This window comes from Allobosea sp. R86505, assembly GCF_042466375.1.
Lineage (GTDB): Bacteria > Pseudomonadota > Alphaproteobacteria > Rhizobiales > Beijerinckiaceae > Allobosea.
Genome location: NZ_JAXHPY010000001.1, coordinates 1960346 through 1984379 on the forward strand (window position 1 = coordinate 1960346; position 24034 = coordinate 1984379).

The following is a 24034-nucleotide window of genomic DNA, read 5'->3' on the forward strand; positions in this document are numbered from 1 at the left end:
TGCAGGCGTTCCGACGAACGGTCTTCGTGCATTGCCGGCCCCGTGTGACGAAGCGGCAGGTATCGCACCTCGCCGTGAAGCCGGCGTTGCGGCGTTGGCTCAAATTGTTCGGACCGGGCTACGATCTCGGAAAAAGACCCCGTTGTGTGGCTTCGGGGCCAGATTTTTGGCGCGCGACCGCGCCGAACCTCAGGCGGCCACCAGCCCCAGCCGCTCGTCGCGACGGCGGAGCAGATGCATCAGGGGCAGGGCGAGCAGCACCATCCAGGCCTTGCCGATGATCTGGCCGCTGAGGAAATCGAGGCTGCCGAAGGCGAGTTGCAGGAAGACGACGCTGTCAACGACGAGCCCGATCAGGCTCGATGCGACCACCGCCGTGACGAAGCGGCGCTTCTGCAGCGGCGTATAGACGGCGAAATCCGCAAGCTCGGAAAGCAGGAAGGCGGCCACCGAGGCGACGACGATCGCCGTCGGCGCGACAAAGCCGGAGATCGCGGCGCCGACCGCGATGGCGCCGAGGCCGGCGGCCGTGCCCAGACGGCGCTGGACGATGTCGCGCAGCACCAGCGCCAGCCCGATCATCAGCACGCCGCTGGGGGCCTTGATGCCGGGCCAGACCGGAACGAGGCAGGGGCCGTTGGGCACGCAGACGGTGCCGGCATTGCCGATCAGCCAGTTCGCGGCGGGAATGGTCAGGGCGAAGAGGACGAGGGCGACGAGCCCTTCGATCCGGCGCTGACGGTCAAGAGTCATGGGAAGGTCCGCTGTCGTCGGGAGCAATCAGATAGGCGGCATAGCCTTTGGCCCGCAGCTCGCAGGCGGGGCAGCCGCCGCAGCCATAGCCCCAGGGGTGCCGGGTCGAACGGTCGCCGAGATAGCAGCTATGGCTCTGCTCGACCACCAGATCGAGCAGTGCCTCGCCGCCGAGCGCACGGGCCAGGGCGAAGGTCTGCGCCTTGTCGCGCCACATCAGCGGCGTGTGCAGCACGAGCCGGCGGTCTAGTCCGAGGCCGAGCGCGACCTGCATCGCCTTGATCGTGTCGTCGCGGCAGTCGGGATAGCCGGAATAGTCGGTCTCGCAGACGCCGAGCACGATGTGCTTGGCGCCGCGGCGATAGGCCAGCGCCGCGGCGAAGGTCAGGAAGATCAGGTTGCGGCCGGGGACGAAGGTTGTGGGAAGCCCCGTCTCGGCGAAGGCGATTTCGGTATCGCGGGTCAGCGCCGTCTCGGAGATCGCGCCGAGCGCGGCGAGATCGACCATGTGATCGGCACCGAGGCGCTGCGCATAGTGCGGCGAGAGTGCGGGCAGGGCTTTCCGGATCGTGGTACGGCAGTCGAGCTCGACGCGGTGACGCTGGCCATAGTCGAAGCCGACGGTCTCCACCACGTCGAAACGCTCGAGGGCCCAGGCGAGGGCGACGGTGGAATCCTGCCCGCCCGAGAACAGAACGATGGCGCGGGAAGTCATGGGTGCACTAGCCGTCATTGCGAGCGCAGCGAAGCAATCCAGAGCGACTGCGCGAGCCTGCTGGATTGCTTCGCTACGCTCGCAATGACGGGAGAGGTCGGCATTCGACCCGCCTTAGTCGAACAGGCTGGAGACGCTGGTTTCCTGCGCCGTGCGCTCGATCGCCTCGCCCATCAGCTGCGCGATCGAGAGGACGCGGATGTTGCGCGCCACCTTCACCGCCTCGGTGGGCATGATCGAATCGGTGATCACCAGTTCCTTCAGCTTGGAATTGGCGATGCGCGCCACGGCGCCGCCCGAGAGCACGCCATGGGTGATGTAGGCGTAGACCTCGCGGGCGCCCTGGTCGAGCAGCGCCTCGGCCGCGTTCACCAGCGTACCGCCGGAATCGACGATGTCGTCGAGCAGGATGCAGGAGCGGCCCTCGACCGAGCCGATGATGTTCATCACCTCGGATTCACCGGGCCGGTCGCGGCGCTTGTCGACGATAGCGAGCGGCGCGTCGATGCGCTTGGCCAGCGCGCGCGCACGCACCACGCCGCCGACGTCCGGCGATACGACCATGGCGTTCTTGTAGTCGAGCCGCTCCTTGATGTCGCGCGACATCAGGGGGGCGCCGAAGAGGTTGTCGGTCGGGATGTCGAAGAAGCCCTGAATCTGCCCGGCATGGAGATCGAGCGTCAGCACCCGGTCGACGCCGGCATGAGTGATCAGGTTGGCGACGAGCTTGGCCGAGATCGGCGTGCGGCCCGAAGCGCGACGATCCTGCCGGGCGTAGCCGAAATAGGGAATCACCGCCGTGATGCGACGCGCCGAGGAGCGGCGCAGCGCATCGGTGATGATCAGCAGCTCCATCAGGTGGTCATTGGTCGGGAAGGAGGTGGACTGGATGATGAAGACGTCCTGTCCGCGCACATTCTCCTGAATCTCGACGAAGACCTCCATGTCGGCGAAACGACGTACCGACGCCTTGGTGAGAGGGATGCCGAGATGGGTGCAGATGGCTTCCGCAAGCGGCCGGTTGGAATTGCCGGCGACGACTTTGAACGAAGAGGGCATGCCGTGGCGCACCATTTGGAACGGGGCTGGATGGCCGGCGCACGGCCGGCCCTGATGGCAGCGCTCTTAACAGCGGTGTGACGGTGAGTCGACCGCTGCACTGCGAAAGCCGTGTGCAATGGTTGCCAAATCGACGCAGACGCGTTCGCCTTGCGGCCCCGCCCGGACGGCTTCGATCAGAGCCTGCGGCCGCTCGTGGCAGTGCCCGCCGTCTTCGCTGCGTTGCCGGCCTGCTTGGCGGTGGCGGTCTTGGCCTTGTCGGCCGGCAAAACGGCCTCCACGGCCGGCGTCGTCACCAGGAAGCTCGCGATCGCATCCATCGATTCGGCTGCGGCCTTGGCGACGACGGTCTGGTCGATGCCCGACCAGGGATCGGACCCGCCGCCCCGGCGGCCGAGGCTTTCGCCCTGGACTCGCTGCGCGCGCTTCTTGCTCTCGTCATAGACGTCCCAGACGAAGGCGAGCGCGGTCTGCCCGTCCTCGGTCGGCTGGGCGGTGAGATAGCCGCGGACGCGGAAGCGGGCCGGCTTGTCGCCGGGCACGATCTCCATGCGCCGCTCGGCGGCGGCCTCGCCGAGCAGGCCGGCGAAGCGCGTCGTCACCGAATCGGGCGCGCCGGAAATGCTCTGGACCGAGACCGGAACGCCCGGTGCGTCCACCCGGGGGCGTGCGGCGGTGGTGGTTTCCTGGCAGCCCGCGAGCGCGAGTGCGGCGACCACCCCGAGGACGGGGCCGCTGAAACGAACGATCATGACGCCTCCCGCTTGTCTTTGGTCGCTGACGTGTTGGAGTGTTTTTACAGTCCCTGTGCGGCCTTTCTAGGCCGATGCGCACCGCAGGTCCAGACGGGCCTTTCGGGGGGGGCGGCCCGTGGCGCTCCGTCCGATTGCGGGAGGCCTCGTCCTCCCCCATATAGCGGTGAAGCCGGCCCCGACGGGCCTTTGTCCGGAGAGCCCCCATGGTCACGACCAGCAGCCGTATCCTCGACGACATCGCCCGCCTCGCCACCGACGCCGCCGGCGCAGCCCAGGGCATGCGTCGCGAGGTCGAGACCGTCGTGAAGACGCAGATCGAGCGCCTGCTGCGGGACCTCGATGTGGTGACCCGCGAGGAGTTCGAGGCGGTGCGCGAGATGGCCGTCCTCGCCCGCGAGGAGAACGACCGGTTGGCGGCCCGCCTCGCCGCGCTCGAGGCCGCGGCCCAGCCGGCATCCGACGCCAAGGCCTGACCCCGCGTTCCCGACGAGAGATTCGGGCGCGCAGCCCCACATCCGGTTGGGCGCCGCGCCGGCGGCGCCGGCATCCACAGCCATGTGCTGTGGACAGGCCGCCATGGGGATTGAGCCTCCCCCCGAATCCGCCGAGCGTCACATCGTGTTGGGAGTGTCATACGCCCTGCGCTAACGTCGGTGGAGAAATTGATTCGTCAGTCCAGCCGCTTAGGCTGGGTTGGACGAAGCGTTGCACCCGGTCTCCCGCCGGCGCTGCGCCTGTGGGTTGCGTTCCTTCAGTTTTCCCGTCGCCGTGTTCCCGTTCTCGAACGCGCCGGACCGCGCCCTCCGCGGCGTCCGGCAGTTGGACCCAAGGGCATGATGGATCTCGAACTGGACGGCGAACTCGATCGGCCCTCCAACCCCCTCAACCTGATTGAGCGGCTCGCCGCCCTCAACAACTGGAGCTTCGACCGCGACAGCGATGACGAGTTGTCGGTCGCGGTCACCGGCGGCTGGTCGGACTATCACGTCGCGATCACCTGGCTGGAGGAGGTCGAGGCGATCCATGTCGCCTGCGCCTTCGATCTGAAGGTGCCGGAGAGGCGGCGCGGCGAGGTGCTGCAACTGGTCAGCCTCGTCAACGAGCAGCTCTGGCTCGGCCATTTCGACCTGTGGAGCTCGGAGAACGTGGTGATGTACCGCCACGCCCTGCTGCTCTCGGGCGGGGCCGAGCCGACGGACGAGCAGGCGGCGGCGCTGATCAAGGCGGCCATCGACGCCTGCGAGCGCTATTTCCAGGCCTTCCAGTTCGTCGTCTGGGCCGGCAAGACGGCCCGCGAAGGGCTCGAAGGCTCGATGCTGGAGACCGTCGGAGAGGCGTGAGTTTCGCGGATCGTCATGCCCGGGCTTGACCCGGGCAGGGAGCAGCGCGTCATGGTCGGGCTTGACCCGACCATCTCCAACCGGAGACTTCCGGTCTTGAGATTCTCGGGACGAGCCCGAGAATGACGCCCATCCCCGAGAGCCGCGAGAATCCGCCATGTCCAGCCCCCTGCCGACCTCCCTCGTTCTTCTCGGCGCCGGCAAGATGGGTGGCGCGATGCTGGAGGGCTGGCTGCGGATCGGCATGAACCCGGCCGGCATCAGCCTGTTCGACCCCCACCCCTCCGACGAGCTGGTCGGCCTCGCCGCGGCGAAGGGCATGGCGATCAATCCCGATCCGGCCTCGCTGACCTCCGTCGAGGTGCTGGTGCTGGCGACCAAGCCGCAGATGCTCGACACGGCGGCTCCCGCGGTGCAGGCGCTGATCGGCCCCGAGACGCTGCTGATCTCGATCCTTGCCGGCAAGACTTTGTCGGATCTGTCGGCGCGGCTGCCCAACGCCACCGCGATGATCCGGGCCATGCCCAACCTGCCGGCCTCGGTGCAGCGCGGCGCCACGGGCGCGGCGGCGGGCCGCGGCGTCACCGGCGCCCAGCGCGCGATGGCCGATGCCCTGCTGCGCAGCATCGGCACGGTGGAATGGCTCGAGGACGAGGGGCTGATCGACGCCGTCACGGCGGTGTCGGGCTCGGGGCCGGCCTATGTCTTCCATCTGGTCGAGTGCCTTGCCGCGGCCGGCAAGGCGGCCGGTCTGCCCGCCGACATCGCCGAGCGCCTGGCGCGGGCGACGATCGAGGGGGCGGGCGAACTGCTCCATCAGTCGCCGCTGTCGCCCGCGACCCTGCGCCAGAACGTGACCTCGCCGGCGGGGACCACGGCGGCCGGATTGTCCGTGCTGATGGGGGCGCTGGAGCCGCTGGTGGTCGAGACCGTGGCTGCCGCCAAACGTCGCGCCGGGGAGCTTTCGGGCTGATCGGCCTTTCATAGGCCGCGATCGCAGCCTAGCTTCTCCTGACAACCGTCGCGAAGGAGAACCGCCATGGCCCGCGCTCCGCTGCCCCCCACATCCGCTGCTGCTCCGGTCGAGCCGCCGGTCGATCCGCGCAAGCAGGCCGTCGAGGCGCTGATGCGCCTGGCCGCCACGCATCCCTGGGACGAGATCGAGCTCGGCGACATCGCGGCCGAGGCGGGGCTGCCGCTCGCCAAGCTGCGAGGCCTGTTCCCCTCGAAGCTCGCCATGCTGGGCGGCCTGACCCGCCTCGTCGACGAGGCCGTGCTCGCCGACACCTCCGACGATCTTGCCGCCGAGCCGGTGCGCGAGCGCCTGTTCGACCTGGTGATGCGGCGGCTCGATGCGCTGGCGCCCTACAAGGTGGGGCTTCGCCGCATCGCACCGGTGATCCGGCGTGACCCGCTGACCATGGCTGCGCTCAATCGAGGCGCGGTGAATTCCTGGCGCTATATGCTGGCCTCGGCCGGCATCCGCACCGAGGATGCTCTGGGTCCGGTGCGGGTGCAGGGCGCCGTTCTGCTGATGGCGCGAGTCAGCGAGGTCTGGCTGGACGATGACGAGCCGGAACTGTCGCGGACCATGGCGCGACTCGACCGCGAGCTGAAGACGGCGGGTTCGGTCATGGCCCGCGTCGAGGATGTTCACCGGCTGACGGCGCCGCTGCGCGGGCTGGCCCGGGCGCTGTGCTCGGGACGGCGGCCCGGCGCGCGGCGGCGCGAGCGCTCCGACGAGAGCCTGCGCCGGACGGGTGAGGATTTCGCCCCGGCGATCTGAGACAAGGTTAACAAAGCGGGTGCGGCGCGCTTAACGTTAAGCGTGTATTAGCCATTTCTTGCGACTCTTGCGAATCTCGTTTCGCAGGGGTCATGCGCATGTCGCTGAAGAAGCTCGCCACCTTGTCGATCAGCCGCTCCTTCGCGCTGATCGCAGGACTCGCTGTCGTGATGTCCGTCACCAGCGCCGGACTCGCGCTCTACATGGCGCGCGACGACATGATGGAACTCAAACGCGCCGAGGTGAAGAACGCGGTCGAAGCCGCCACGACGACGGTGAACAGCTTCCTCGCGCGGGCCGAGAAGGGCGAGCTGCCAGAGGCCGAGGCCAAGAAGATGGCGCTCGACGCCCTGGCCAGCGCGCGCTTCGATGGCGGCAACTATTATTTCGTCATCGGCTTCAACGGCATCAGCGTCTCGCATGCCAACAAGAAGATCGAGACGACCGACATGACCCCGTTGAAGGACGCCAAGGGGCGCTTCTTCGTGCAGGACATGATCAAGCTTGCCCGGGACAAGGGCGCCGGTTACATCGACTACGACTGGACCAAGCCGGGCGACAAGGAAGCATCCCTCAAGATCTCCTACGTCATGTCGGTGCCGAAGTGGCAGTGGCTGATCGGCACCGGTCTGCATGTCCATGACGTCGACGCGGCTTTCCTGCGCATGACCATCGACGTCGCCAAGGTGCTGGTGCCGCTGGGCCTGCTCATGTTCGGCCTCGTCATCGTCCTGAGCCGCCGCGCCAACGGCATGCTGACCTCACTGTCGGGCACGATGAACGCGCTCGCCGCGGGCAATCTCCAGACCGCCATCGCCCATCAGGACCGGCCCGACGAGATCGGCTCGATGGCGCGGGCCCTCGTGATCTTCCGCGACGCCGCCGTGGCGAAGGACGCCATGGAGGCCGACAAGGTGCGCGTCGAGCAGGAGGCTGCAGAACATCGCGATGCGGCCGACGGCCAGCGCCGACGCAGCGAGGCCGAGCGGGCCGAGCTCTCCCGGACGCAGGAGGGCGTCGTCGCGGCGCTCGGCACCGGCCTGGAGCATCTGGCCGAGGGCGACCTGACCTACCGCATCAACGAGAATTTCGGCTCCGACTACGCCAAGCTGCGCGACGACTTCAACGCCGCGATCGGCAAGCTGCAGGAGACGATGCGGCAGATCGCGACCAACACCGAGAGCATGAAGTCGGGCTCGATCGAGATCAGCCAGGCTGCCGACGACCTCGCCGGGCGCACCGAGCAGCAGGCGGCTTCCGTCGAGGAGACCGCGACCGCGCTCGACGAGCTCACTGCGACCGTGCGGCAGACGGCCGAGAGCGCGCGCCAGGCCAATCAGGCGACGACGCAGGTCAAGGCCGAGGCCGAGCAGTCGACCGCGATCGTGCGCGACGCCGTGGTGGCGATGGGCGGCATCGAGAAATCCGCCGAGGAGATCTCGCAGATCGTCGGCGTGATCGACGAGATCGCCTTCCAGACCAATCTGCTGGCGCTGAACGCCAGCGTCGAGGCCGCGCGCGCCGGCGATGCCGGCAAGGGCTTCGCGGTGGTCGCCTCCGAGGTGCGGGCGCTCGCCCAGCGCTCGGCGGAAGCCGCCAAGGAGATCAAGGAACTGATCGCCGCCTCCAACAGCGAGGTCGAGAAGGGCGTCGCCCTGGTCGGCCAGACCGGCAGTGCGCTGCAGCGCATGGCCCAGGAGATCACTCGCGCCACGGGCCTCGTCTCCGAGATCGCCAGCGCCGCGCAGGAGCAGGCCTCGGGTCTGCAGGAGGTCAACACCGCGGTCGGCGAGATGGATCAGTCGACCCAGCAGAACGCCGCCATGGCCGAGCAGTCGACCGCCGCCGCGCATTCGCTCTCGCAGGAGGCCGACCGCCTGGCCGCGCTGGTCGCGCGCTTCCAGCTCGGCGGCGATGTCGCCGGCTTGAAGGCGATGGCCCGCACGATGCAGGCGGCTGTCGCGCCGGCGCCCGCACCGCGCAAGTCCGCGCCCCCGGTCGCCCGGCCTGTGGCCCGGCCCGTCGCTGCCGCGGCCGGCGGCGGCGGTGCGGCGCGCAAGTCCGACATGAGCGCGCATGACAAGGGATGGGCCGAGTTTTGAGCGGCCCCTCCGACAGCGCCGCTCTGGCCGCGACGATCGGCTTCGACGATTTCCTGAAGGTCGACATCCGCGTCGGCACGATCGTCGAGGCCTCGCCCTATCCGGAGGCGCGCAAGCCCGCGATCAAGCTGGTGATCGATTTCGGCGGGACGATCGGCCTGAAGAAGTCCTCGGCGCAGATCACGAAGCACTACACCTGCGAGGACCTGCCGGGCCGGCAGGTTCTGGCGGTGGTGAACTTCCCGCCGCGCCAGATCGGCAAGTTCATGTCCGAGGTGCTGACGCTCGGCGTGCCCGACGAGCAGGGCGAGGTCGTGCTGATCGGGCCGGGGCTTGAGGTGCCGAAGGGCGGGCGGTTGTTCTGACGCGCCGGCGCGTTCAGACGACCGATCCCGCCAGCGGCCTCACATCGATGTCCGCTTCGCGCGCCCGGACCCGGGCAAGGTCGAAAGCCATCTGCATCTTGAGCCAGAGATCGGCACGGCTGCCGATACCCTTTTCCAGGCGCAGGGCCATTTCCGGGCTGACCGCGCTTTGGCCCTTGATCACCTTGTGCAACTGCTGGCGCGTGACGCCGAGACCCGTCGCCGCCTGAGCCACTGTCAGGCCGCGGTCGAGCAATTCCTCATGGAGCAGCAACCCTGGATGAGGTGGGTTCAGCATCGCCATGTCGCAGCCTCGTCAATGATAGTCGACCAGATCGAGATCGAAGACATTCCCGTCTTCAAAGCGGAATATGATGCGCCAATTGGCGCGTACCGTCACCGACCAGAACCCTTTGAGGTCCCCGGTGAGGGGATGCAGCCGAAAACTGGGAATGTTGATTTCGTCGATCGTGCTGGCCACGTCGAGCACACCCAGAACCAAGGCGATCTTGCCTGCATGCTGCGGGTTCAAACCCCGTCGATCGTCACTCTCATAAAGGCGCTTGAGACCTTTGTGGCGAATGCTGACGATCATGACGAGTTGTAGTCTGTCAATTAACAGTTGTCAATTTTGTCATCACACCGGCAGCCGCACCGTCGCCCGCAACCCCCCCAGCGGTGAATCCGCCAGCATGATGTCGCCGCCATGGGCGCGGGCGATGTCGCGGGCGATGGCGAGCCCTAAGCCCGTGCCGCCGGAATCGACGTTGCGGGCCTCGTCGAGGCGGAAGAAGGGGCGGAAGACCTCCTCGCGCTGGTCCTGCGGGATGCCGGGGCCGTCATCGTCGATCATCACGATCAGGTAGCGCGCGTCATGGGTGGCGCGGATGGCGATGCGGTCGCCATAGCGCGCAGCGTTGGAGACGAGGTTCGTCATCAGGCGGCGGAAGGCATCGGGCCGGACCACGACCAGCGGGTCTCCGACCACGGTCAGTTCGGTCTGGTGGCCCTGGCGCTCGGCGTCCGATTTCAACTCCTCCAGGAGGCCGCGGATGTCGGTCTCGACGGCCGTCTCGCCGGCGTCGCCGCGGGCGAAGGCGAGGTAATCCTCGAGCATGCGGGCCATCTCGTCGACATCCTTCTCCAGCGCCTCGATCTCGGAGGAGCGCTCGAGCAAGGCGAGCGAGAGCTTGAAGCGGGTCAGGATGGTGCGCAGATCATGGCTGACGCCGTTGAGCATGGTCGTGCGCTCGCCGACCGCGCGCTCGACGCGACGCTTCATCTCGATGAAGGCGTTGCCGGCGCGACGGACCTCTCGGGCGCCGCGCGGGCGGAACTCGGCGTCGCGGCCCTTGCCGAAGGCCTCGGCCGCATCGGCAAGCTTGAGGATCGGGCGGATCTGGTTGCGCAGGAACAGGACTGCGATGGTCAGCAGGATCAGCGAGGTGCCGAGCATCCAGAGCAGGAAGATGTGGCTGTTGCTGGCGTAAGCCGAGTTCCGCCGCGTCAGGATGCGCATCACGTCCTTGTCGAGCTTGATGCGGATCTCGATCAGGCTGGAGCGGCCGACCGTGTCGAGCCAGAAGGGGCGGGCGACCTGCTGGGCGAGCTCGGCCGAGAGCGCGCTGTCGAGCAGCGAGAAGAAGGGGCGCGGACCCGGCGGCGGCAGGTCGGAATCGGGGATGATGTCGATGTCCATGCCCAGCCGCTCGGCCGCGATGCGCGAGAGCACGCTGGTGTCGGCATCCTGCGGATAGCTCTCATAGACGTCGATCATCGCGGCGATGTCGGCCGAGACGGCCGAGGACAGGCGCTGCGTCACGGTCTGCCAGTGCCGCTCCATGAAGACATAGGCGATGACCGACTGCAGCAGCACGACGGGGGCGATGACGATGACGAGCGCGCGCGGATAGAGCCCCTTGGGGGCATAGCGGGCGATGGCGTGAAGCGGCCGGCCGGCGATCTTGAGCCAGGGTTTCAGCTGGTTGTTGGCGCCGGTCCGCGCGCGCGCGATCGCCGTTCCCAGGCGCGCCCAGCCCGCTGTCATGAATTGCGCCACGCCCCTGCGACACCTGCCGGGCTGGGCGGGCGTCACGTCCGGTCGGTCACGAGGCGATAGCCGACGCCGCGCACGGTCTGGAGATAGAGCGGATCGGCCGGGTCGCGCTCGATCTTGCGGCGCAGCCGGTTCATCTGGACGTCGACGGTGCGGTCATTGGCGGCCGTGCCCTGGGCGGCCAATTCCTCGCGCGGCACGACCTCGCCGGCGCGCTCCGCCAAGGCGGTCAGGATCTCGCGCTCGCGCTCGGTCAGGCGGACGGGCTCCTCGCCCTTGCGCAGTTCGCCGCGGGAGAGCCCGTAGAGGAAGGGCCCGAAGCGGACGAAATCGGGCCTGGCCGCCTGCGCCGGCTCGGTGGCCATGGTGCGCTTGAGGATGTTGCCGAGGCGCAGCAGCAGTTCGCGCGGCTCGAAGGGCTTGGCGAGGTAGTCGTCGACGCCGATCTCGAGGCCGTTGATGCGGTCCTTGCCGTCGGCGCGGGCGGTCAGCATCAGGATCGGCACGGCCGAGTCGGTGCGGAAGCGGCGGGCGAAGTCGAAGCCGTTCTCGCCGGGCATCATGATGTCGAGGACGATGGCGTCGAAGACCAGCCGCGCCAGGCGCTGGTCGGCGTCGGCGGCATTGGCCGCGGTGGTGACCCGGTAGCCGTTGTCGCCGAGGAAGCGCGCCAGCAGGTCGCGCAGGCGGCGGTCGTCATCGACCACGAGGATGTGGGGCGCCTCGTCGGGGAGGGGCTTTCGCGCCGGCTGTGCGGCCATGTGGTGTCCGCCTTGATTGTCTCTTGCGCCTTGGGCTGATGCCGTGGGCCTCACCGCGGCGCGGCGAGGAAGCCCTGCACCTTGTGGCGTTCGGAGGGATCGATCAACCCCGCGAGGTATTGCGCGACGGTCTCGGCCGCCTCCGGCGCGAGATCGGCGAGCGCCGCCTGGATGCGCTGGGCCTGCAGCCTGACCAGCCGCAAGGCGAGATCCTGCCCCGCGGCCGTGGCATGGAGATGACGCTGGCGCTTGTCCTGCACGCCGGTGCGCTGCTCGACAAAGCCGGTCTCGACCAGTTCCTTGAGGACGCGGTTGAGGCTCTGCTTGGTGATCTTCAGGATGTCGAGCAATTCGGCGATGGTCAGCCCCGGCCGGCGCAGGACGAAATGCAGCACGCGGTGATGGGCCCGGCCGAAGCCGTATTCGGCGAGGATCAGGTCGGGGCCGCCGACAAAGTCGCGATAGGCGAAGAAGAGCAGTTCGATCAGGTCGTAGGGGACCGTCGCATCCGGTGCGGGAGCGGCGGCGGGCGTGGACCGGGCCTGCGTCTGCGGCATCGAATCCGTCCTGCGAATTATGTCAGTGATGTTGACATATCTCAGACGGAAGATTACCGGTCAAGCGCGCCTGACGACGGAATATGTCGCAAGACGATGTTGCAGCGCAGTATCATTCCGGTCTTCGCCCCGGCCCGCCATGGTGACGGTGCTCGGGGTGCCAGCGGATCAACCGGACCGGACGTGCCAAGAGGAGCACCCCATGTCAGTCATTCCTTTCGACCAGCGCGACGGAGTCATCTGGTTCGACGGCAAGCTCGTGCCGTGGAAGGACGCGAAGATCCACGTACTGACCCATGGGCTGCATTACGGTTCCTGCGTGTTCGAAGGCGAGCGCGCCTATGACGGCGTGATCTACAAGGGCACCGAGCACTCGCAGCGCTTCCACAAGTCGGCCGAGATCATGGATTTCACGATTCCCTGGTCGGTCGCCGAACTCGACGCCGCCAAGGAACTCTGCCTCAAGGAGAACGGGCTGAAGGACGCCTATCTCCGCCCGGTCGCCTGGCGCGGCTCGGAGATGATGGCGGTCTCCGGCATCAACAACACGATCCACACCGCCATCGCGGTCTGGGAGTGGCCGAGCATGTTCGACATGGCGCAGAAGCTGAAGGGCGTGCGTCTCGATGTGGCCGCCTATCGCCGGCCGGACCCGGCCTGCGCGCCGGTTCATGCCAAGGCGGCGGGGCTCTACATGATCTGCTCGCTCTCCAAGCACAAGGCGGAGCGCGCCGGCTATGCCGATGCGATGATGCTGGACTGGGAAGGCCATGTCGCCGAATGCACCGGCGCCAACATCTTCTTCATCAAGGACGGCGTGATCCACACCCCGCTGGCCGACCGCTTCCTGAACGGCATCACCCGCCAGTCGGTGATCGATCTCTGCCGCCAGCGCGGTTTCGAGGTGGTCGAGCGCCGCATCCGGCCGGAGGAGCTGGAGGGCTTCAGCGAGTGCTTCATCACCGGCTCGGCGGCAGAGGTGACGCTGGTGTCGGAGATCGGTCCCTACTCCTTCCTCACCGGCAATATGGGCAAGGTGATCATGGAGGATTACTCCGACGCCGTGCGGCCGAAGTCGAAGGCGGCTTGAGCGCCTCTCGCGGCAGCCCCCTGACGCCCGGCAGAAACGCGGGCGTCATCCCGGGCTTGCCCCGGGATCCATCGCAAAGCGCAGTCCTTAGACAGACTTCGCCCTCCGATGGATCCCGGATATCCGCTTCGCTGCGTCCGGGATGACGAGGAGGTTGCGGGGAGTCATCTCTCCGCGCTCCGGAACAGCGTGATCCAGTCGTCGCCGGGGAGAAGGCGGCACTCGCTCATCTCGCTCCACTGGAGAACTGCGAAGCGCTGGCCGTTCCAGCCATAGGAGCCCGAGCTGCCGCAATCGCCCAGGCCGCGGGCCTTGGCGTAAAAGCTGATCTGGCCGGTCTTCGGATCGAAATCGGCATTGATCAGGTCGCTGGCCGCCTTGCCCGTGGCCCCCTCCAAGGGGGCCGGTCTGGCCTTGGCCACGTCGCGCCCGGTGACGAGCCAGAACTGGCTCGAGACATTGTAGGCTCCGCGCGAGCAGGCGACGGCAACGAGCCGGAGCGTGCCATCCAGGGCCCAGGCGCCGTCGGTGTCGGTGAAGCCGTCCGGCATATCCTCGCAGGAATCGGGTTCGCGGCGGTTGATTTCGGCCCGCATCGCCTTGGTCAGGGCCGCCGCTTCCGCCTTGGATGGCGGCTTGCCCGAGGCCGGGCGGCTGGCGATGACCGGCAAGGGCGGCGCGGCCGGCGCCGAACCGGTCGTGCCCTTGCGGATCAGGGCGCCCGGCGTGTTCAGCCGGCCCTGCCGCTCGTCGATCCAGAGCATGGCCGCGACCGAGCCGGCGAGCGACACGTTGAGCGTCGAAGCCTCGATCGACGCCGTCAGCGTCGTTGCCTTGCGCGCCGCCGTGATCAGGGCCTCGGCCGTCGCGGCCGGGATGGCGATCTCGGCGACCTCACCGTCGACGCTGGTGGCCTGCAGAGGCTGCCCGCCAGCAGGGAAGGGCGCCCCATCCAGGGCCAGAGCGATGGTGAAGTTCTTCTTCAGCTTCTGGGCGCGCAGCTTCAGCGCCAGGGTCGGGGCGCCCTCGGGGCCGGCCGGACGGTCCAGCCGCAGGAAGGCGATCTCGTCGTCGGTCTCGTTGGGCAGCGACAGCGCCGTGCAGGATTTCGTATTGTCGCAACCCGCCACCCAGTCGCGGAAGGTCTTGATCGGTCCGATCTGCGCCTGCGCCGGGGTCGCCATGGTGAGCATCAGCCCGAGCGCGGCCAGCGCACCCTTACTCCCAGCGCCGCGCCGCATCGTCATCCTCCCCCTTCGCCTCGACCCAGCCGCCCGTCGTGCCGTCGGCGAGATGCTCGCGCTTCCAGAACGGGGCACGGGTCTTGAGGTAGTCCATCATGAAATCGGCGGCTTCAAAAGCGGCGCGGCGATGGGCTGAAGTTGCGATCACCAGCACGATCTGCTCGCCCGGCGCCACGCGGCCGTAGCGGTGGATCGCGAGAAGACCGAGCAGCGGCCAGCGCGCAGTGGCCTCGTCGGCGACGCGGGCGATCTCGGCCTCGGCCATGCCGGGATAATGTTCGAGTTCGAGCGCAGCCAGCGTTCCGCCTTCGTCGCGGCAGAGGCCGGTGAAGCTGACCACCGCGCCGATGTCGCGCCGGCCAGCCGAGAGCGCGGTGATCTCGGCCGCGAGGTCGAAATCCTCCCGCTGGATGCGGATCGTCGGGGTCATGCCGGCCTCTGTCTGTCCGGGGCCGCGCGCAGCGCGGAACCCGGAACCCATGACCGGGTGAGCCATGAAGGCGCCATGTCACGGGTTGAGCCCGGTCGTGAGTTCCGGGTTCGCGCCTTCGGCACGCCCCGGAATGACAGGGGGGCCGTCATCTCACCCGCCTGTCATCGGCGGGAAGAAGGCGATCTCGCGGGCGCCTTCCAGGCTCGCGCCCGGCTTGACATGGGTCTGGTTGACGGCGGCGCGCACCAGCGTCTCGTCGGCAAAGGCGGCGGCGTAGCCCTCGTCGCGGGCCTTCAGCCAGCGCACGAGGTTGAGCACGGTGGCGACGTCGTCGGGCAGAACGACCAGCTCCTCGGCCTGGCCGACGCGCTCGCGCACCCAGGCGAAATAGATCAGCCTGACGGTTCGTGTCTGCACGGCGGGCGCCGTCGTGTCGGGAGACTGCGTCATGAGCCGCGCAAGTCCTCGTCGACCATGTGGCGGATGCCGGCGTTGAAATAGTCCCAGCCGGTGTAGATCGTCAGCGCCGCGGCGACCCAGAGCATGACGATGCCGATCTGCGTGTTGTAGGGCAGGACGGTGTCGCCCGCCGGGCCGGCCACGAGAAAGCCGAGCGCGAGCAGCTGCGCCGTCGTCTTCCACTTCGCGACCTTGCTGACGGGGACGCTGACCTTCAGATCGGCGAGGAATTCACGCAGACCCGAGACCAGAATCTCGCGGCAAAGGATGACGATGGCCGCCCAGATCGCCCAGCCCTTGATCGTCTCGGTGTGGACGAGCATCAGCAGGAGCGCGCAGACGAGCAGCTTGTCGGCGATCGGATCGAGCATGCGGCCGATAGCGGATTGCTGGCTCCAGGCCCTGGCGATCCAGCCGTCGAGATAGTCGGTGACGGCGGCGGCGACATAGACCGCGAGCGCGATCCAGCGGACCCAGTCGTCCTTCGGCCAGAACAACAGCCCGACAAGTGCCGGGATCGCCAGGATCCGGCCGTAGGTGAGCAGGTTCGGCAGGGACCAAGGCCCGCGCCGCCGCATGGCATCTGGAAGAATCGTCACGGAAATCACCAAAGCAGCGTGGTTGTGACAGCGTCAACACGCAATGCGGCGACAATGCCAGTGTTCGTCAGCCATCGTGAAAATAATCATGCACGGCCTTGGCCGTGGCCGCATTCACGCCCGGCGTCCGCATCAGGTCGTCGAGCTTGGCGCGCTTGATCGCCTTGACCGTTCCGAAATGCAAAAGCAGGGCCCGCTTGCGCGATGGGCCGATGCCGGGAATCTCGTCGAGCGGGTTCTTCATCGTGTCCTTCTTGCGCCGCGCCCGGTGCGTGCCGATGGCGAAGCGGTGGGCCTCGTCGCGCAGGCGCTGGATGAAGTAGAGCGCCGGATCGCGCGGCTGCAGCTTGAAGGGCTCGCGGCCCACCATGTGGAAGGTCTCCCGCATGGCGTTGCGGTCCTCGCCCTTGGCGATCGCGACGAGCGGGATGTCGGCGGCCCCGAGCTCGGCCATGATCTTCTGCGCCGCGGCGAACTGGCCCTTGCCGCCATCGACGATGACGAGGTCGGGGCGGGCGGGGAAGCTGTCGTCGTCGGGGTCGGCGGTCGCCGAGGCGGGCTCTTCCCTTCCCCCTTGGGGGGAAGGGAGAGGGATGGGTGTGGTGCCGCCTGGTGAGGGCTCGCCGAGCGGCGCGACCCCCACCTCCAACTCCTCCCCACAGGGGGGAGGAGAGCCGGTCGCGGTGCCCGCCTCCTTCGCCAGCCGCGCGAACCGCCGCTGCAGCACCTCGCGCATCATGCCGAAATCGTCGCCGGCGATGGTGTCGGTGGAGATGTTGAAGGTGCGGTAATGGCTCTTCATGAAGCCGTCCCGGCCTGCAACGACCATGCCGCCGACGGCGTTCGTGCCCATGATGTGCGAGTTGTCGTAGACTTCGACGCGGCGCGGCGGCCTCGCCAGGCCGAAGGCTGCGCCCAGTGCGGCCAGCAGCGAGCTCTGGCCGGCATTGTCGGCGAGCTTGCGCGAGAGCGCCTCGCGGGCGTTCTTGCGCGCCATCTCGATCAGATCGACGCGCTCGCCGCGCTTGGGATTGGCCACCTCGACCTTGCGGCCGGCGCGGGCGGAGAGCGCCTGCGTGATCAAATCCATCTCAGCCAGTTCATGCGAGAGCAGCACGAGGCGCGGCGGCGGCTTGTCGTCGTAGAACTGGGTGACGACCGAGGCCAGAACCTCGTCCGGCGTCAGGCTGCGGTCGGCGCGCGGGAAGATCGCGCGGTTGCCCCAGTTCTGCTTGTTGCGGAAGAAGAAGATCTCGACGCAGAACTGCCCGGCCTGCTCGTCGATGGCGAAGACATCCGCCTCCTCGACGCCCTGCGTGTTGATGTCCTGACCGGCCTGCACGGCCGAGAGCGCCGCGAGCCGGTCGCGATAGCGCGCCGCCTTCTCGAATTCGAGTTCCGCGGCCGCCTCCTGCATCCGGGTCGAGAGCAGCTGCTTGACGTTGGAGGAGCGGCCCGAGAGGAAGTCGCGCGCCTGGGAGGCCAGCGCCTGATAGTCGGGAATCGCGATCTCGCCGGTGCAGGGGCCGGCGCAGCGCTTGATCTGGAAGAGCAGGCAGGGGCGCGTGCGGTTCTCATAGAAGGAATCGGTGCAGGAGCGCAGCAGGAACGCCTTCTGCAGCGCGTCGATCGTCCGCTCCACCGCCCAGACCGAGGCGAAGGGGCCGAAATAATCGCCCTTGCGCTGGCGCGAGCCCCTGTGCTTCGCGATCTGCGGCGCCTCGTGGTCGCCGCTCAGCAGGATGTAGGGGAAGCTCTTGTCGTCGCGCAGCAGCACATTGTAGCGCGGCCGCAGCTGCTTGATCAGGTTGGATTCGAGCAGCAGCGCCTCGGTTTCCGTCCCCGTGGTGACGAATTCCATGTTCGCCGTCTCGGCGATCATGCGCGCGACCGCATTGGTGTGGGCCATGCCGCGCGCATAGGCCGTCACCCGGTTCTTCAGGTTCTTGGCCTTGCCGACATAGAGCACCTCGCCGGCTGCATCGAACATGCGGTAGACGCCGGGCTTGTTGGGCAGATGCTTGGCAAAGCCCGCGATGACCTCGATGCCGGCCTTCAGCGCGCCCGGCGCGGTCTCGCCGAGATCGAGCGCCGGGGTCGGCAGGGCCTCCTCGGCCTCGGGCTCGGGCCTGGCCCCGGTGTCCGGCAGGTCCTCTTCGGGCGGGTGCTGGGTCGGTTCGCGATTCATGCCTCGCATGTAGGATGCGCGAGGCGTTTCGTCATGTCAGGAGCGTACCCCTGCAGTCGAGAGGGGAGTGAGGGGCGATGTCGGCTGAGAATGAGGTGCCCGCCGGGCAGATGATCCTGCTCAACGGCGCGTCGTCGAGCGGCAAGTCGTCGCTCGCGAGAGCGGTTCAGGCGGTGATCGACCGGCCCTTCTGGCATATCTCGATCGATCATCTGCGTGATTCCGGCGTGCTGCCCTCGGCCCGGATCAGGAGCGGCGAGTTCGCCTGGCGCGCGATGCGCGAACCGTTCTTCATCGGTTTCGAGCAGTCGCTGCTGGCCTATCTGCGCGCGGGCAACAACCTGATCGTCGAGCACATCATGGAAAGCGAAGCCTGGCTGCACCGGCTGGTCGGTATTCTCGCGGGACAGGACGTCTTTTTCGTCGGCGTGCATTGCGATCTGGCGGAGCTGGAGCGGCGGGAGCTGGCGCGCGGCGACCGACCCGTCGGCGATGCCCGGCGCGATTTCTTCCAGATCCATGACTACTGCCTCTACGATTTCGAGGTCGATAGCCTGATCGCACCGGAACGAAACGCCACGGCCCTCATCGCGGCCTGGCAGGCTCGCGGCCGACCCTCCGCCTTCGAGCGTCTGACGGCGCGTGGCGAAGCGGGGCGCGGCGGATCGGTCGAATCAGATTCATAACGCACCTGTCGGGGCCTTAAAGCGATCCCCGGCGCTGTCCTTGGGGGCGGGGCGTTCCCATATCATCGGCAACGCCCCCGCCATTCTCCATTCAGGATGTCCCCCGTGCCCAAAGCCGATCATCTGCGCATTGCCCTGGCCTCGCGCCCCGACGGGCGCCCTGCGCCGGACAACTTTCGGCTGGAGCGGGCGCCAATCCCGACGCCTGGCGAGGGCGAGGTGCTGCTGAAGGTCCTCTATCTCTCGCTCGATCCTTATATGCGCGGGCGGATGAGCGCGGCGAAGAGCTATGCCGCGCCGACCGAGATCGGCGCCGTCATGGAGGGCGGCACGGTCGCCGCGGTGCTGGAGAGCCGCCATCCGAACTTTGCAGCGGGCGACATCGTGCTGTCCCATTCCGGCTGGCAGTCGCATGCGCTGGCGAAGGGCGAGCAGCTGCGCAAGCTCGATCCGGCTGCCGCCCCCGTCACCACGGCGCTCGGCGTGTTGGGTATGCCGGGCTTCACCGCCTATGCGGGCCTGCTGACGATCGGCCAGCCCAAACCGGGTGAGACGGTCGTCGTCGCGGCCGCCAGCGGCCCGGTCGGTTCGGCGGTCGGGCAGATTGCACGGATCAACGGGGCGCGCGCCGTCGGCATCGCCGGCGGACCTGAGAAATGCGCGGTCGTGCGGGAGACCTTCGGCTTCGACGCCGTGATCGACCATCGCGCGCCGGATTTCGCGGCGCAGCTGGCGGCAGCCTGCCCGGATGGCATCGACGTCTATTTCGAGAATGTCGGCGGCAAGGTCTGGGACGGGGTGTTCCCGCTGCTCAACACCTGCGCGCGCATCCCGGTCTGCGGGCTGGTTTCGCAGTACAACGCCACCGGCGAGTTCGAGGGGCCCGACCGCCTGCCCGTACTGATGCGGCAGATCCTGTCCAAGAGCCTGCTGATCCGCGGCTTCATCCAGCGCGAATTCATCGCCCAGCGCCCTGATTTCGAGCGCGATATGGCGGCATGGATCGCCAGCGGCGCCGTGAAATTCAAGGAAGACATCGTCGAGGGGCTGGAACGGGCGCCCGAGGCCCTCATCGGGCTGCTCGAGGGCGGCAATTTCGGGAAGCTGATCGTGAAGCTATGATGGCGCGGGTCAGGCGGTCCAGGGGTTGATCACCGCCAGGCCCGCTGCCGCGAAGGGCGCGGTGTCGCGCGTCGCCACGGTCAGGCGGTGGGCGAGCGCGATGGCGGCGATGTAGCCGTCGACGATGGAGATTGCGAGGCCGCGGCTCTTCGCGTCAACGCGCAGCTGCGCGTGGGCCGTGGCGGCAGCGGCATCGAACGGCAGAATGCGCTGCTCGAAAACCGCCAGGACCCGTTGCTCAAGCTGCGTCTGGAGGGCGCGCTGGCGGCGTCCTGCCGGCAGCACGGCCACGCCGAACATCAGTTCCGCGAGCCCGACCGCCGGCAGGAAAAGCGTTTCGAAGGGCTGTGCATCGAGCCAACGCAAGACCGCGGGTTCAGGGCGTGGCTTGAGGGGCTCCGAAACGACATTCGTGTCCAGGAGGATCATTCGAAGCTGACCGGCTCGCCGATGGTTTTGTCGCGCGTAATGTCGAGATCAACGCCGCCGACGCTCTGCCCGATCTCGGCGAGCAACGAGCCGAGCTTGATGCGGGGCGCCGGATTGACCGCGGCGTCGAGGATATGACGGATCTCGGCTTCGGTGCTGCGGCCATGGCGCGCGGCCCGGATTTTAAGCGCCCGGTGCGTCTCGTCGGACAGCTTGCGAACGGTGACTGACGGCATGGCGAGCCTCCCTTTTGAGATGCGATGATATCACCGTGATGGCGATGCCATCAAATCTCGAAAGCAAAGCGCGGCCACCCCTCTTGACCTCGTCGCATTGCAGTGGCCATCACCACCCGCCCGTCAACCGGACCTCGCTCATGCCAACCTTCGCCATCGCCTTCCCGGTGATCGACCCGGTCGCGCTGCAGCTCGGGCCGCTCTCGGTCAAATGGTACGGCTTGGCCTATGTCGTCGGCCTGCTCGGCGGCTGGTGGTATGCGCGCCGGCTGGTCGCGGCCGAGCCGCTCTGGGCCGGGCGCGCCCGGCCCAAGGTCGACGAACTCGATGACATGCTGCTCTTCGTCGCGCTCGGCGTCGTGCTCGGTGGGCGGCTCGGCTTCGTGCTGTTCTACGATCTGGCGCGCTATCTCGAGCGGCCGCAGGACATCCTCGCGATCTGGCAGGGCGGCATGTCCTTCCATGGCGGGTTGATCGGCGCGACGCTGGGGTTGTGGCTGTTCGCGCGCCGTCGCGGCTACCCGGCGCTGTCAGTGTTCGATCTCGCCGCGGCGGTGGTGCCGATCGGGCTGTTCCTCGGGCGCATCGCCAATTTCATCAATGCCGAGCTCTGGGGCCGGCCCGCGCCGGATGTGCCCTGGGCGATGGTGTTTCCGGGCGGCGGGCCGTTGCCGCGCCATCCGAGCCAGCTCTACGAGGCGCTGGGCGAGGGGCTGTTGCTGTTCATCCTGCTGGCGCTGCTGGTGCGGGCCGGCGGGCTGAAGCGGCCCGGCCTCGTCGCCGGCGTGTTCGGCATGGGCTATGCCGTTGCCCGCATTGTCTGCGAGTTCTTCCGCGAGCCCGATCCGCAACTCGGCTTCCTGTTCGGGGCCTCGGTCGATGCGCTCTCGGGCGGGATCACCATGGGCATGCTGCTGTCGCTGCCGCTGTTTGCTGCCGGGCTCGTTCTCGCGCTGCGCTCCCGGTCGAGGCCTGCGTGAGCGCGCTGAAGGCGGAACTGGTCCGCCTGATCGCGGAAGAGGGCCCGCTTCCGGTCTCGCGCTTCATGGCGCTTTGCCTGGGCCATCCGCGATATGGCTACTACATGACGCGCGACCCCTTGGGCGCGGCAGGCGACTTCACCACCGCGCCCGAGATCAGCCAGATGTTCGGCGAGATGATCGGGCTCTGGGCCGCCCATCTCTGGCAGGCGATGGGTCAGCCTTCGCGCTTCGCCCTGATCGAGATCGGCCCGGGCCGCGGCACGCTGATGGCCGACATGCTGCGCGCGACGCGGATCCTGCCGGGCTTCCGGGAGGCGGCGGCGGTGCATCTGGTTGAGACCAGCCCGGTGCTGCGCGAGATCCAGGCTGCGGCGCTCGCCGGAAAGGCGGAGCCGGTCTGGCATGAGAGGGTCGAGACGGCGCTGTATGGGCCCGCGATCATCGTCGCCAATGAATTGCTCGATGCGCTGCCGCTCGACCAGTTCGTGATGACGGAACAGGGCTGGCGCGAGCGCCTCGTCGGGCTTGACGGGCAGGGGCGCCTCGCCTTTGGGCTGGCCGCGACTGCCTCCGATGAGACGGGGCCCGCGACGGCGCCGCCTGGTGCCATCCTGGAGCAGCCGCTGGCGGCCCTGTCCCTGGTGTCGGGCGTCGCATCGCACGTCGCGCGTCAGGGCGGCGGGGCGCTCTTCATCGACTATGGCTCGCTGCGGTCGGGCTTCGGCGACACGCTGCAGGCGATGCGCCGGCACGCTTTCGTCGATTCGCTGGAGGAGCCCGGCGAGGCCGATCTGACCGTGCATGTCGATTTTGCCCGGATGGCGCAGGCGGGGCTGCGGGCGGGCGCCGCGACCCATGGACCGGTCCGGCAAGCGGATTTTCTGCTGGCGCTGGGCCTCGCCGAGCGGGCTCAGACGCTCTTGGCGAAGGCGAGGCCGGACCAAGTGCAGGCGATCAGCGCGGCCTTCGATCGCCTGACGGAGCGCGGCGCCACCGGCATGGGCGATCTGTTCAAGGTTCTGGCCCTCTCCCATCCGGACTTGCCGCCGCTGCCCGGATTTGACCTTCATCGCCTGCCAGAGCAGGGCTGAGATGCGCGGCACCGCTCACTGAAACCGGACGATATGATGTTCATCACCTCCCCCGATCTCGCCGCCGAGCCCGGCATCCGCCACGCCTTCTTCACGCGGGAGGGCGGCGTCTCCACCGGCATCTACGCCTCGCTGAATGGCGGGCTGGGGTCGGCCGACGATCCGGCGGCGATCGTCGAGAACCGCCGGCGCATGGCGGCGTATCTGGCGGTCGAGCCGACGCATCTGGTCAGCCTCTATCAGGTGCATTCCGCCGATGTGGAGGTGGTGACGGGGCCATGGCCGGCCGAGCGGCCCAGGGCGGACGCCATGGTGACGACGGCGCCGGGCGTGGCGCTCGGTGTCTCCAGCGCCGATTGCGGGCCGATCCTGTTCGCCGACAGCGAGGCGCGCGTCGTCGGCGCGGCCCATGCGGGCTGGAAGGGCGCCTTCGGGGGCGTCGTCGCCTCAACCGTAACGGCGATGGAGAAGCTCGGCGCGCGCCGCGAGCGCATCGTCGCCGTGCTCGGGCCGACGATCAGTGCCGCCGCCTATGAGGTCGGGCCCGAATTCGTCGAGCGCTTCAAGGCGGAGAACGCGACCTATGCGCGTTTCTTCACGGCCTCCGAGCGCGCCGCCCATGCGATGTTCGACCTGCCGGCCTTCATCGGCCTGCGGGCGCAGGAGGCCGGAATCGGGCGTTTCGTCGACCTGTCGCTGTGCACCTATGGCGACGAGGAGCGCTTCTTCAGCTATCGCCGGACGACCCATCGCGGCGAGCCGGATTACGGGCGGCTGATCTCGGCGATCACGCTGGTTTGATGGCGGCTGTGCGCCGCTCGGCCAGGAAGCTCTCGATGTCGAAATCTTCGGCTGGGCCGCTGGCCTCGCCTTCGACCAAGGCGGCGCTGAATGCCACGTTCATGATGGTCGCCAATCGGTCTTTGTCGAGCCTGAGGGCTTCTATCGAAGGTCCCGGCTGACCGCCCTGGCAACGCGGACATTTCTGTTGAAAGAAATCTGACCCGTTCGAACCGTAGAAGTGCCCGCACTCGGTCTCAGCTGAGCGGCCGCGCAAACAGGCGACGAGCCAGATGTACTGCATGTGGTCCGTGCCCGGCTCATCGGTCATGGCGACCAGAAGTTGTCCATTCCTGTTGATCTCTCCGGGTGACCGCCTCGATCGAGCCATGTCAAATCCCTTCGGTTCGAAATGTCTGCCCATTCCCTTTCGATGATCATGTAG

The 24034-nt window shown here is 68.0% G+C and carries 29 protein-coding genes; 12 read left to right on the forward strand and 17 right to left on the reverse strand.

Going from position 1 to position 24034, the window contains the following annotated elements:
* Positions 1 to 189: 189 nt before the first annotated feature.
* From SJY11_RS09385 to SJY11_RS09400, 4 genes are all read right to left on the reverse strand, one after another.
* The gene (locus SJY11_RS09385; RefSeq protein WP_376986316.1) at positions 190 to 753 is read right to left on the reverse strand and encodes a VUT family protein; all 564 of its coding nucleotides are present in this window, start codon (positions 751 to 753) and stop codon (positions 190 to 192) included.
* Positions 743 to 1468, reverse strand: coding sequence for a 7-cyano-7-deazaguanine synthase QueC (queC, locus tag SJY11_RS09390; RefSeq protein ID WP_376986317.1), 726 nt, complete (start codon positions 1466 to 1468; stop codon positions 743 to 745). Before queC ends, SJY11_RS09385 begins: the two co-directional genes overlap by 11 nt.
* A gap of 114 nt (positions 1469 to 1582) precedes the next feature.
* Complete coding sequence (locus SJY11_RS09395; protein WP_376986318.1) at positions 1583 to 2527, reverse strand: ribose-phosphate pyrophosphokinase; 945 nt, start codon at positions 2525 to 2527, stop codon at positions 1583 to 1585.
* A 176-nt stretch (positions 2528 to 2703) separates the two neighbouring features.
* Positions 2704 to 3279, reverse strand: coding sequence for a hypothetical protein (locus SJY11_RS09400; protein WP_376986319.1), 576 nt, complete (start codon positions 3277 to 3279; stop codon positions 2704 to 2706).
* Positions 3280 to 3485: 206 nt separating this feature from the next.
* Here SJY11_RS09400 and SJY11_RS09405 point away from each other — a divergent pair, with 206 nt between their 5' ends.
* The 6 genes from SJY11_RS09405 (at position 3486) to SJY11_RS09430 (ending at position 8875) form a co-directional block, all read left to right on the forward strand.
* On the forward strand, positions 3486 to 3755 hold the full coding sequence (locus tag SJY11_RS09405; protein WP_069056071.1) for an accessory factor UbiK family protein: 270 nt from the start codon (positions 3486 to 3488) through the stop codon (positions 3753 to 3755).
* A 360-nt stretch (positions 3756 to 4115) separates the two neighbouring features.
* Entirely contained in the window at positions 4116 to 4622 is a 507-nt protein-coding gene (locus SJY11_RS09410) for a type III secretion system chaperone family protein (RefSeq protein WP_376986320.1), read from the forward strand.
* Between the two features lie 157 nt (positions 4623 to 4779).
* Positions 4780 to 5595, forward strand: coding sequence for a pyrroline-5-carboxylate reductase (gene proC / locus SJY11_RS09415; RefSeq protein ID WP_376986321.1), 816 nt, complete (start codon positions 4780 to 4782; stop codon positions 5593 to 5595).
* Between the two features lie 66 nt (positions 5596 to 5661).
* On the forward strand, positions 5662 to 6408 hold the full coding sequence (locus SJY11_RS09420; RefSeq protein ID WP_376986322.1) for a TetR/AcrR family transcriptional regulator: 747 nt from the start codon (positions 5662 to 5664) through the stop codon (positions 6406 to 6408).
* A gap of 98 nt (positions 6409 to 6506) precedes the next feature.
* Complete coding sequence (locus tag SJY11_RS09425; RefSeq protein WP_376986324.1) at positions 6507 to 8510, forward strand: methyl-accepting chemotaxis protein; 2004 nt, start codon at positions 6507 to 6509, stop codon at positions 8508 to 8510.
* Positions 8507 to 8875, forward strand: coding sequence for a tRNA-binding protein (locus SJY11_RS09430; RefSeq protein ID WP_376986325.1), 369 nt, complete (start codon positions 8507 to 8509; stop codon positions 8873 to 8875). The genes SJY11_RS09425 and SJY11_RS09430 overlap by 4 nt, the downstream gene beginning before the upstream one ends.
* Positions 8876 to 8888: 13 nt before the next feature.
* Here SJY11_RS09430 and SJY11_RS09435 read toward each other — a convergent pair whose 3' ends face one another.
* The 5 genes from SJY11_RS09435 to SJY11_RS09455 are packed head-to-tail and all read right to left on the reverse strand — an operon-like array spanning position 8889 to position 12249.
* Positions 8889 to 9179: a HigA family addiction module antitoxin gene (locus SJY11_RS09435; RefSeq protein ID WP_326906130.1), complete on the reverse strand. Its 291-nt coding sequence runs from the start codon at positions 9177 to 9179 to the stop codon at positions 8889 to 8891.
* 12 nt (positions 9180 to 9191) lie between these two features.
* Complete coding sequence (locus tag SJY11_RS09440; protein ID WP_376986326.1) at positions 9192 to 9470, reverse strand: type II toxin-antitoxin system RelE/ParE family toxin; 279 nt, start codon at positions 9468 to 9470, stop codon at positions 9192 to 9194.
* 42 nt (positions 9471 to 9512) lie between these two features.
* On the reverse strand, positions 9513 to 10922 hold the full coding sequence (locus SJY11_RS09445) for an ATP-binding protein (RefSeq protein ID WP_376986327.1): 1410 nt from the start codon (positions 10920 to 10922) through the stop codon (positions 9513 to 9515).
* A gap of 44 nt (positions 10923 to 10966) precedes the next feature.
* Entirely contained in the window at positions 10967 to 11692 is a 726-nt protein-coding gene (locus SJY11_RS09450) for a response regulator (RefSeq protein ID WP_376986329.1), read from the reverse strand.
* A 50-nt stretch (positions 11693 to 11742) separates the two neighbouring features.
* Complete coding sequence (locus SJY11_RS09455) at positions 11743 to 12249, reverse strand: MarR family winged helix-turn-helix transcriptional regulator (RefSeq protein WP_376986330.1); 507 nt, start codon at positions 12247 to 12249, stop codon at positions 11743 to 11745.
* A gap of 202 nt (positions 12250 to 12451) precedes the next feature.
* Here SJY11_RS09455 and SJY11_RS09460 point away from each other — a divergent pair, with 202 nt between their 5' ends.
* Positions 12452 to 13339 (forward strand): branched-chain amino acid aminotransferase, encoded by an 888-nt coding sequence (locus SJY11_RS09460; RefSeq protein WP_376986331.1) that lies wholly within the window; start codon positions 12452 to 12454, stop codon positions 13337 to 13339.
* A gap of 164 nt (positions 13340 to 13503) precedes the next feature.
* On the opposite strand, the gene SJY11_RS09465 is transcribed toward SJY11_RS09460, so the two are convergent.
* From SJY11_RS09465 to uvrC, 5 genes are all read right to left on the reverse strand, one after another.
* Positions 13504 to 14580, reverse strand: coding sequence for a DUF1176 domain-containing protein (locus SJY11_RS09465; protein ID WP_376986332.1), 1077 nt, complete (start codon positions 14578 to 14580; stop codon positions 13504 to 13506).
* Entirely contained in the window at positions 14558 to 15013 is a 456-nt protein-coding gene (locus SJY11_RS09470; protein WP_376986333.1) for a molybdenum cofactor biosynthesis protein MoaE, read from the reverse strand. Before SJY11_RS09470 ends, SJY11_RS09465 begins: the two co-directional genes overlap by 23 nt.
* 153 nt (positions 15014 to 15166) lie before the next feature.
* Entirely contained in the window at positions 15167 to 15466 is a 300-nt protein-coding gene (moaD, locus tag SJY11_RS09475) for a molybdopterin converting factor subunit 1 (protein WP_376986334.1), read from the reverse strand.
* On the reverse strand, positions 15463 to 16053 hold the full coding sequence (gene pgsA / locus SJY11_RS09480; RefSeq protein WP_376989289.1) for a CDP-diacylglycerol--glycerol-3-phosphate 3-phosphatidyltransferase: 591 nt from the start codon (positions 16051 to 16053) through the stop codon (positions 15463 to 15465). Before pgsA ends, moaD begins: the two co-directional genes overlap by 4 nt.
* A gap of 88 nt (positions 16054 to 16141) precedes the next feature.
* Entirely contained in the window at positions 16142 to 18262 is a 2121-nt protein-coding gene (uvrC, locus tag SJY11_RS09485; RefSeq protein ID WP_376986335.1) for an excinuclease ABC subunit UvrC, read from the reverse strand.
* Positions 18263 to 18339: 77 nt separating this feature from the next.
* Between uvrC and SJY11_RS09490 the strand changes: the two genes are divergently transcribed.
* Both SJY11_RS09490 and SJY11_RS09495 read left to right on the forward strand, forming a co-directional pair.
* A complete protein-coding gene (locus SJY11_RS09490; RefSeq protein ID WP_376986336.1) occupies positions 18340 to 18948 on the forward strand; it encodes a chloramphenicol phosphotransferase CPT family protein in 609 nt (202 codons plus the stop codon).
* 105 nt (positions 18949 to 19053) lie between these two features.
* A complete protein-coding gene (locus tag SJY11_RS09495; protein WP_376986337.1) occupies positions 19054 to 20070 on the forward strand; it encodes an NADP-dependent oxidoreductase in 1017 nt (338 codons plus the stop codon).
* Positions 20071 to 20079: 9 nt separating this feature from the next.
* On the opposite strand, the gene SJY11_RS09500 is transcribed toward SJY11_RS09495, so the two are convergent.
* Positions 20080 to 20499 (reverse strand): type II toxin-antitoxin system VapC family toxin, encoded by a 420-nt coding sequence (locus SJY11_RS09500; RefSeq protein WP_376986338.1) that lies wholly within the window; start codon positions 20497 to 20499, stop codon positions 20080 to 20082.
* Positions 20496 to 20735 (reverse strand): FitA-like ribbon-helix-helix domain-containing protein, encoded by a 240-nt coding sequence (locus SJY11_RS09505; protein WP_376986339.1) that lies wholly within the window; start codon positions 20733 to 20735, stop codon positions 20496 to 20498. The genes SJY11_RS09500 and SJY11_RS09505 overlap by 4 nt, the downstream gene beginning before the upstream one ends.
* A 140-nt stretch (positions 20736 to 20875) precedes the next feature.
* Between SJY11_RS09505 and lgt the strand changes: the two genes are divergently transcribed.
* Genes lgt through pgeF form a run of 3 tightly spaced genes read left to right on the forward strand, consistent with a single transcriptional unit; the run spans position 20876 to position 23610 of the window.
* Positions 20876 to 21715, forward strand: a complete 840-nt coding sequence (gene lgt, locus SJY11_RS09510; RefSeq protein ID WP_376986341.1) for a prolipoprotein diacylglyceryl transferase — start codon at positions 20876 to 20878, stop codon at positions 21713 to 21715.
* Entirely contained in the window at positions 21712 to 22809 is a 1098-nt protein-coding gene (locus SJY11_RS09515; protein ID WP_376986342.1) for a class I SAM-dependent methyltransferase, read from the forward strand. Before lgt ends, SJY11_RS09515 begins: the two co-directional genes overlap by 4 nt.
* Before the next feature lie 36 nt (positions 22810 to 22845).
* Positions 22846 to 23610 (forward strand): peptidoglycan editing factor PgeF, encoded by a 765-nt coding sequence (pgeF, locus tag SJY11_RS09520; RefSeq protein WP_376986343.1) that lies wholly within the window; start codon positions 22846 to 22848, stop codon positions 23608 to 23610.
* On the opposite strand, the gene SJY11_RS09525 is transcribed toward pgeF, so the two are convergent.
* The gene (locus SJY11_RS09525; RefSeq protein ID WP_376986344.1) at positions 23597 to 23920 is read right to left on the reverse strand and encodes a type II toxin-antitoxin system ParD family antitoxin; all 324 of its coding nucleotides are present in this window, start codon (positions 23918 to 23920) and stop codon (positions 23597 to 23599) included. The two genes, pgeF and SJY11_RS09525, sit on opposite strands and share 14 nt — an antisense overlap.
* Positions 23921 to 24034 lie beyond the last annotated feature (114 nt).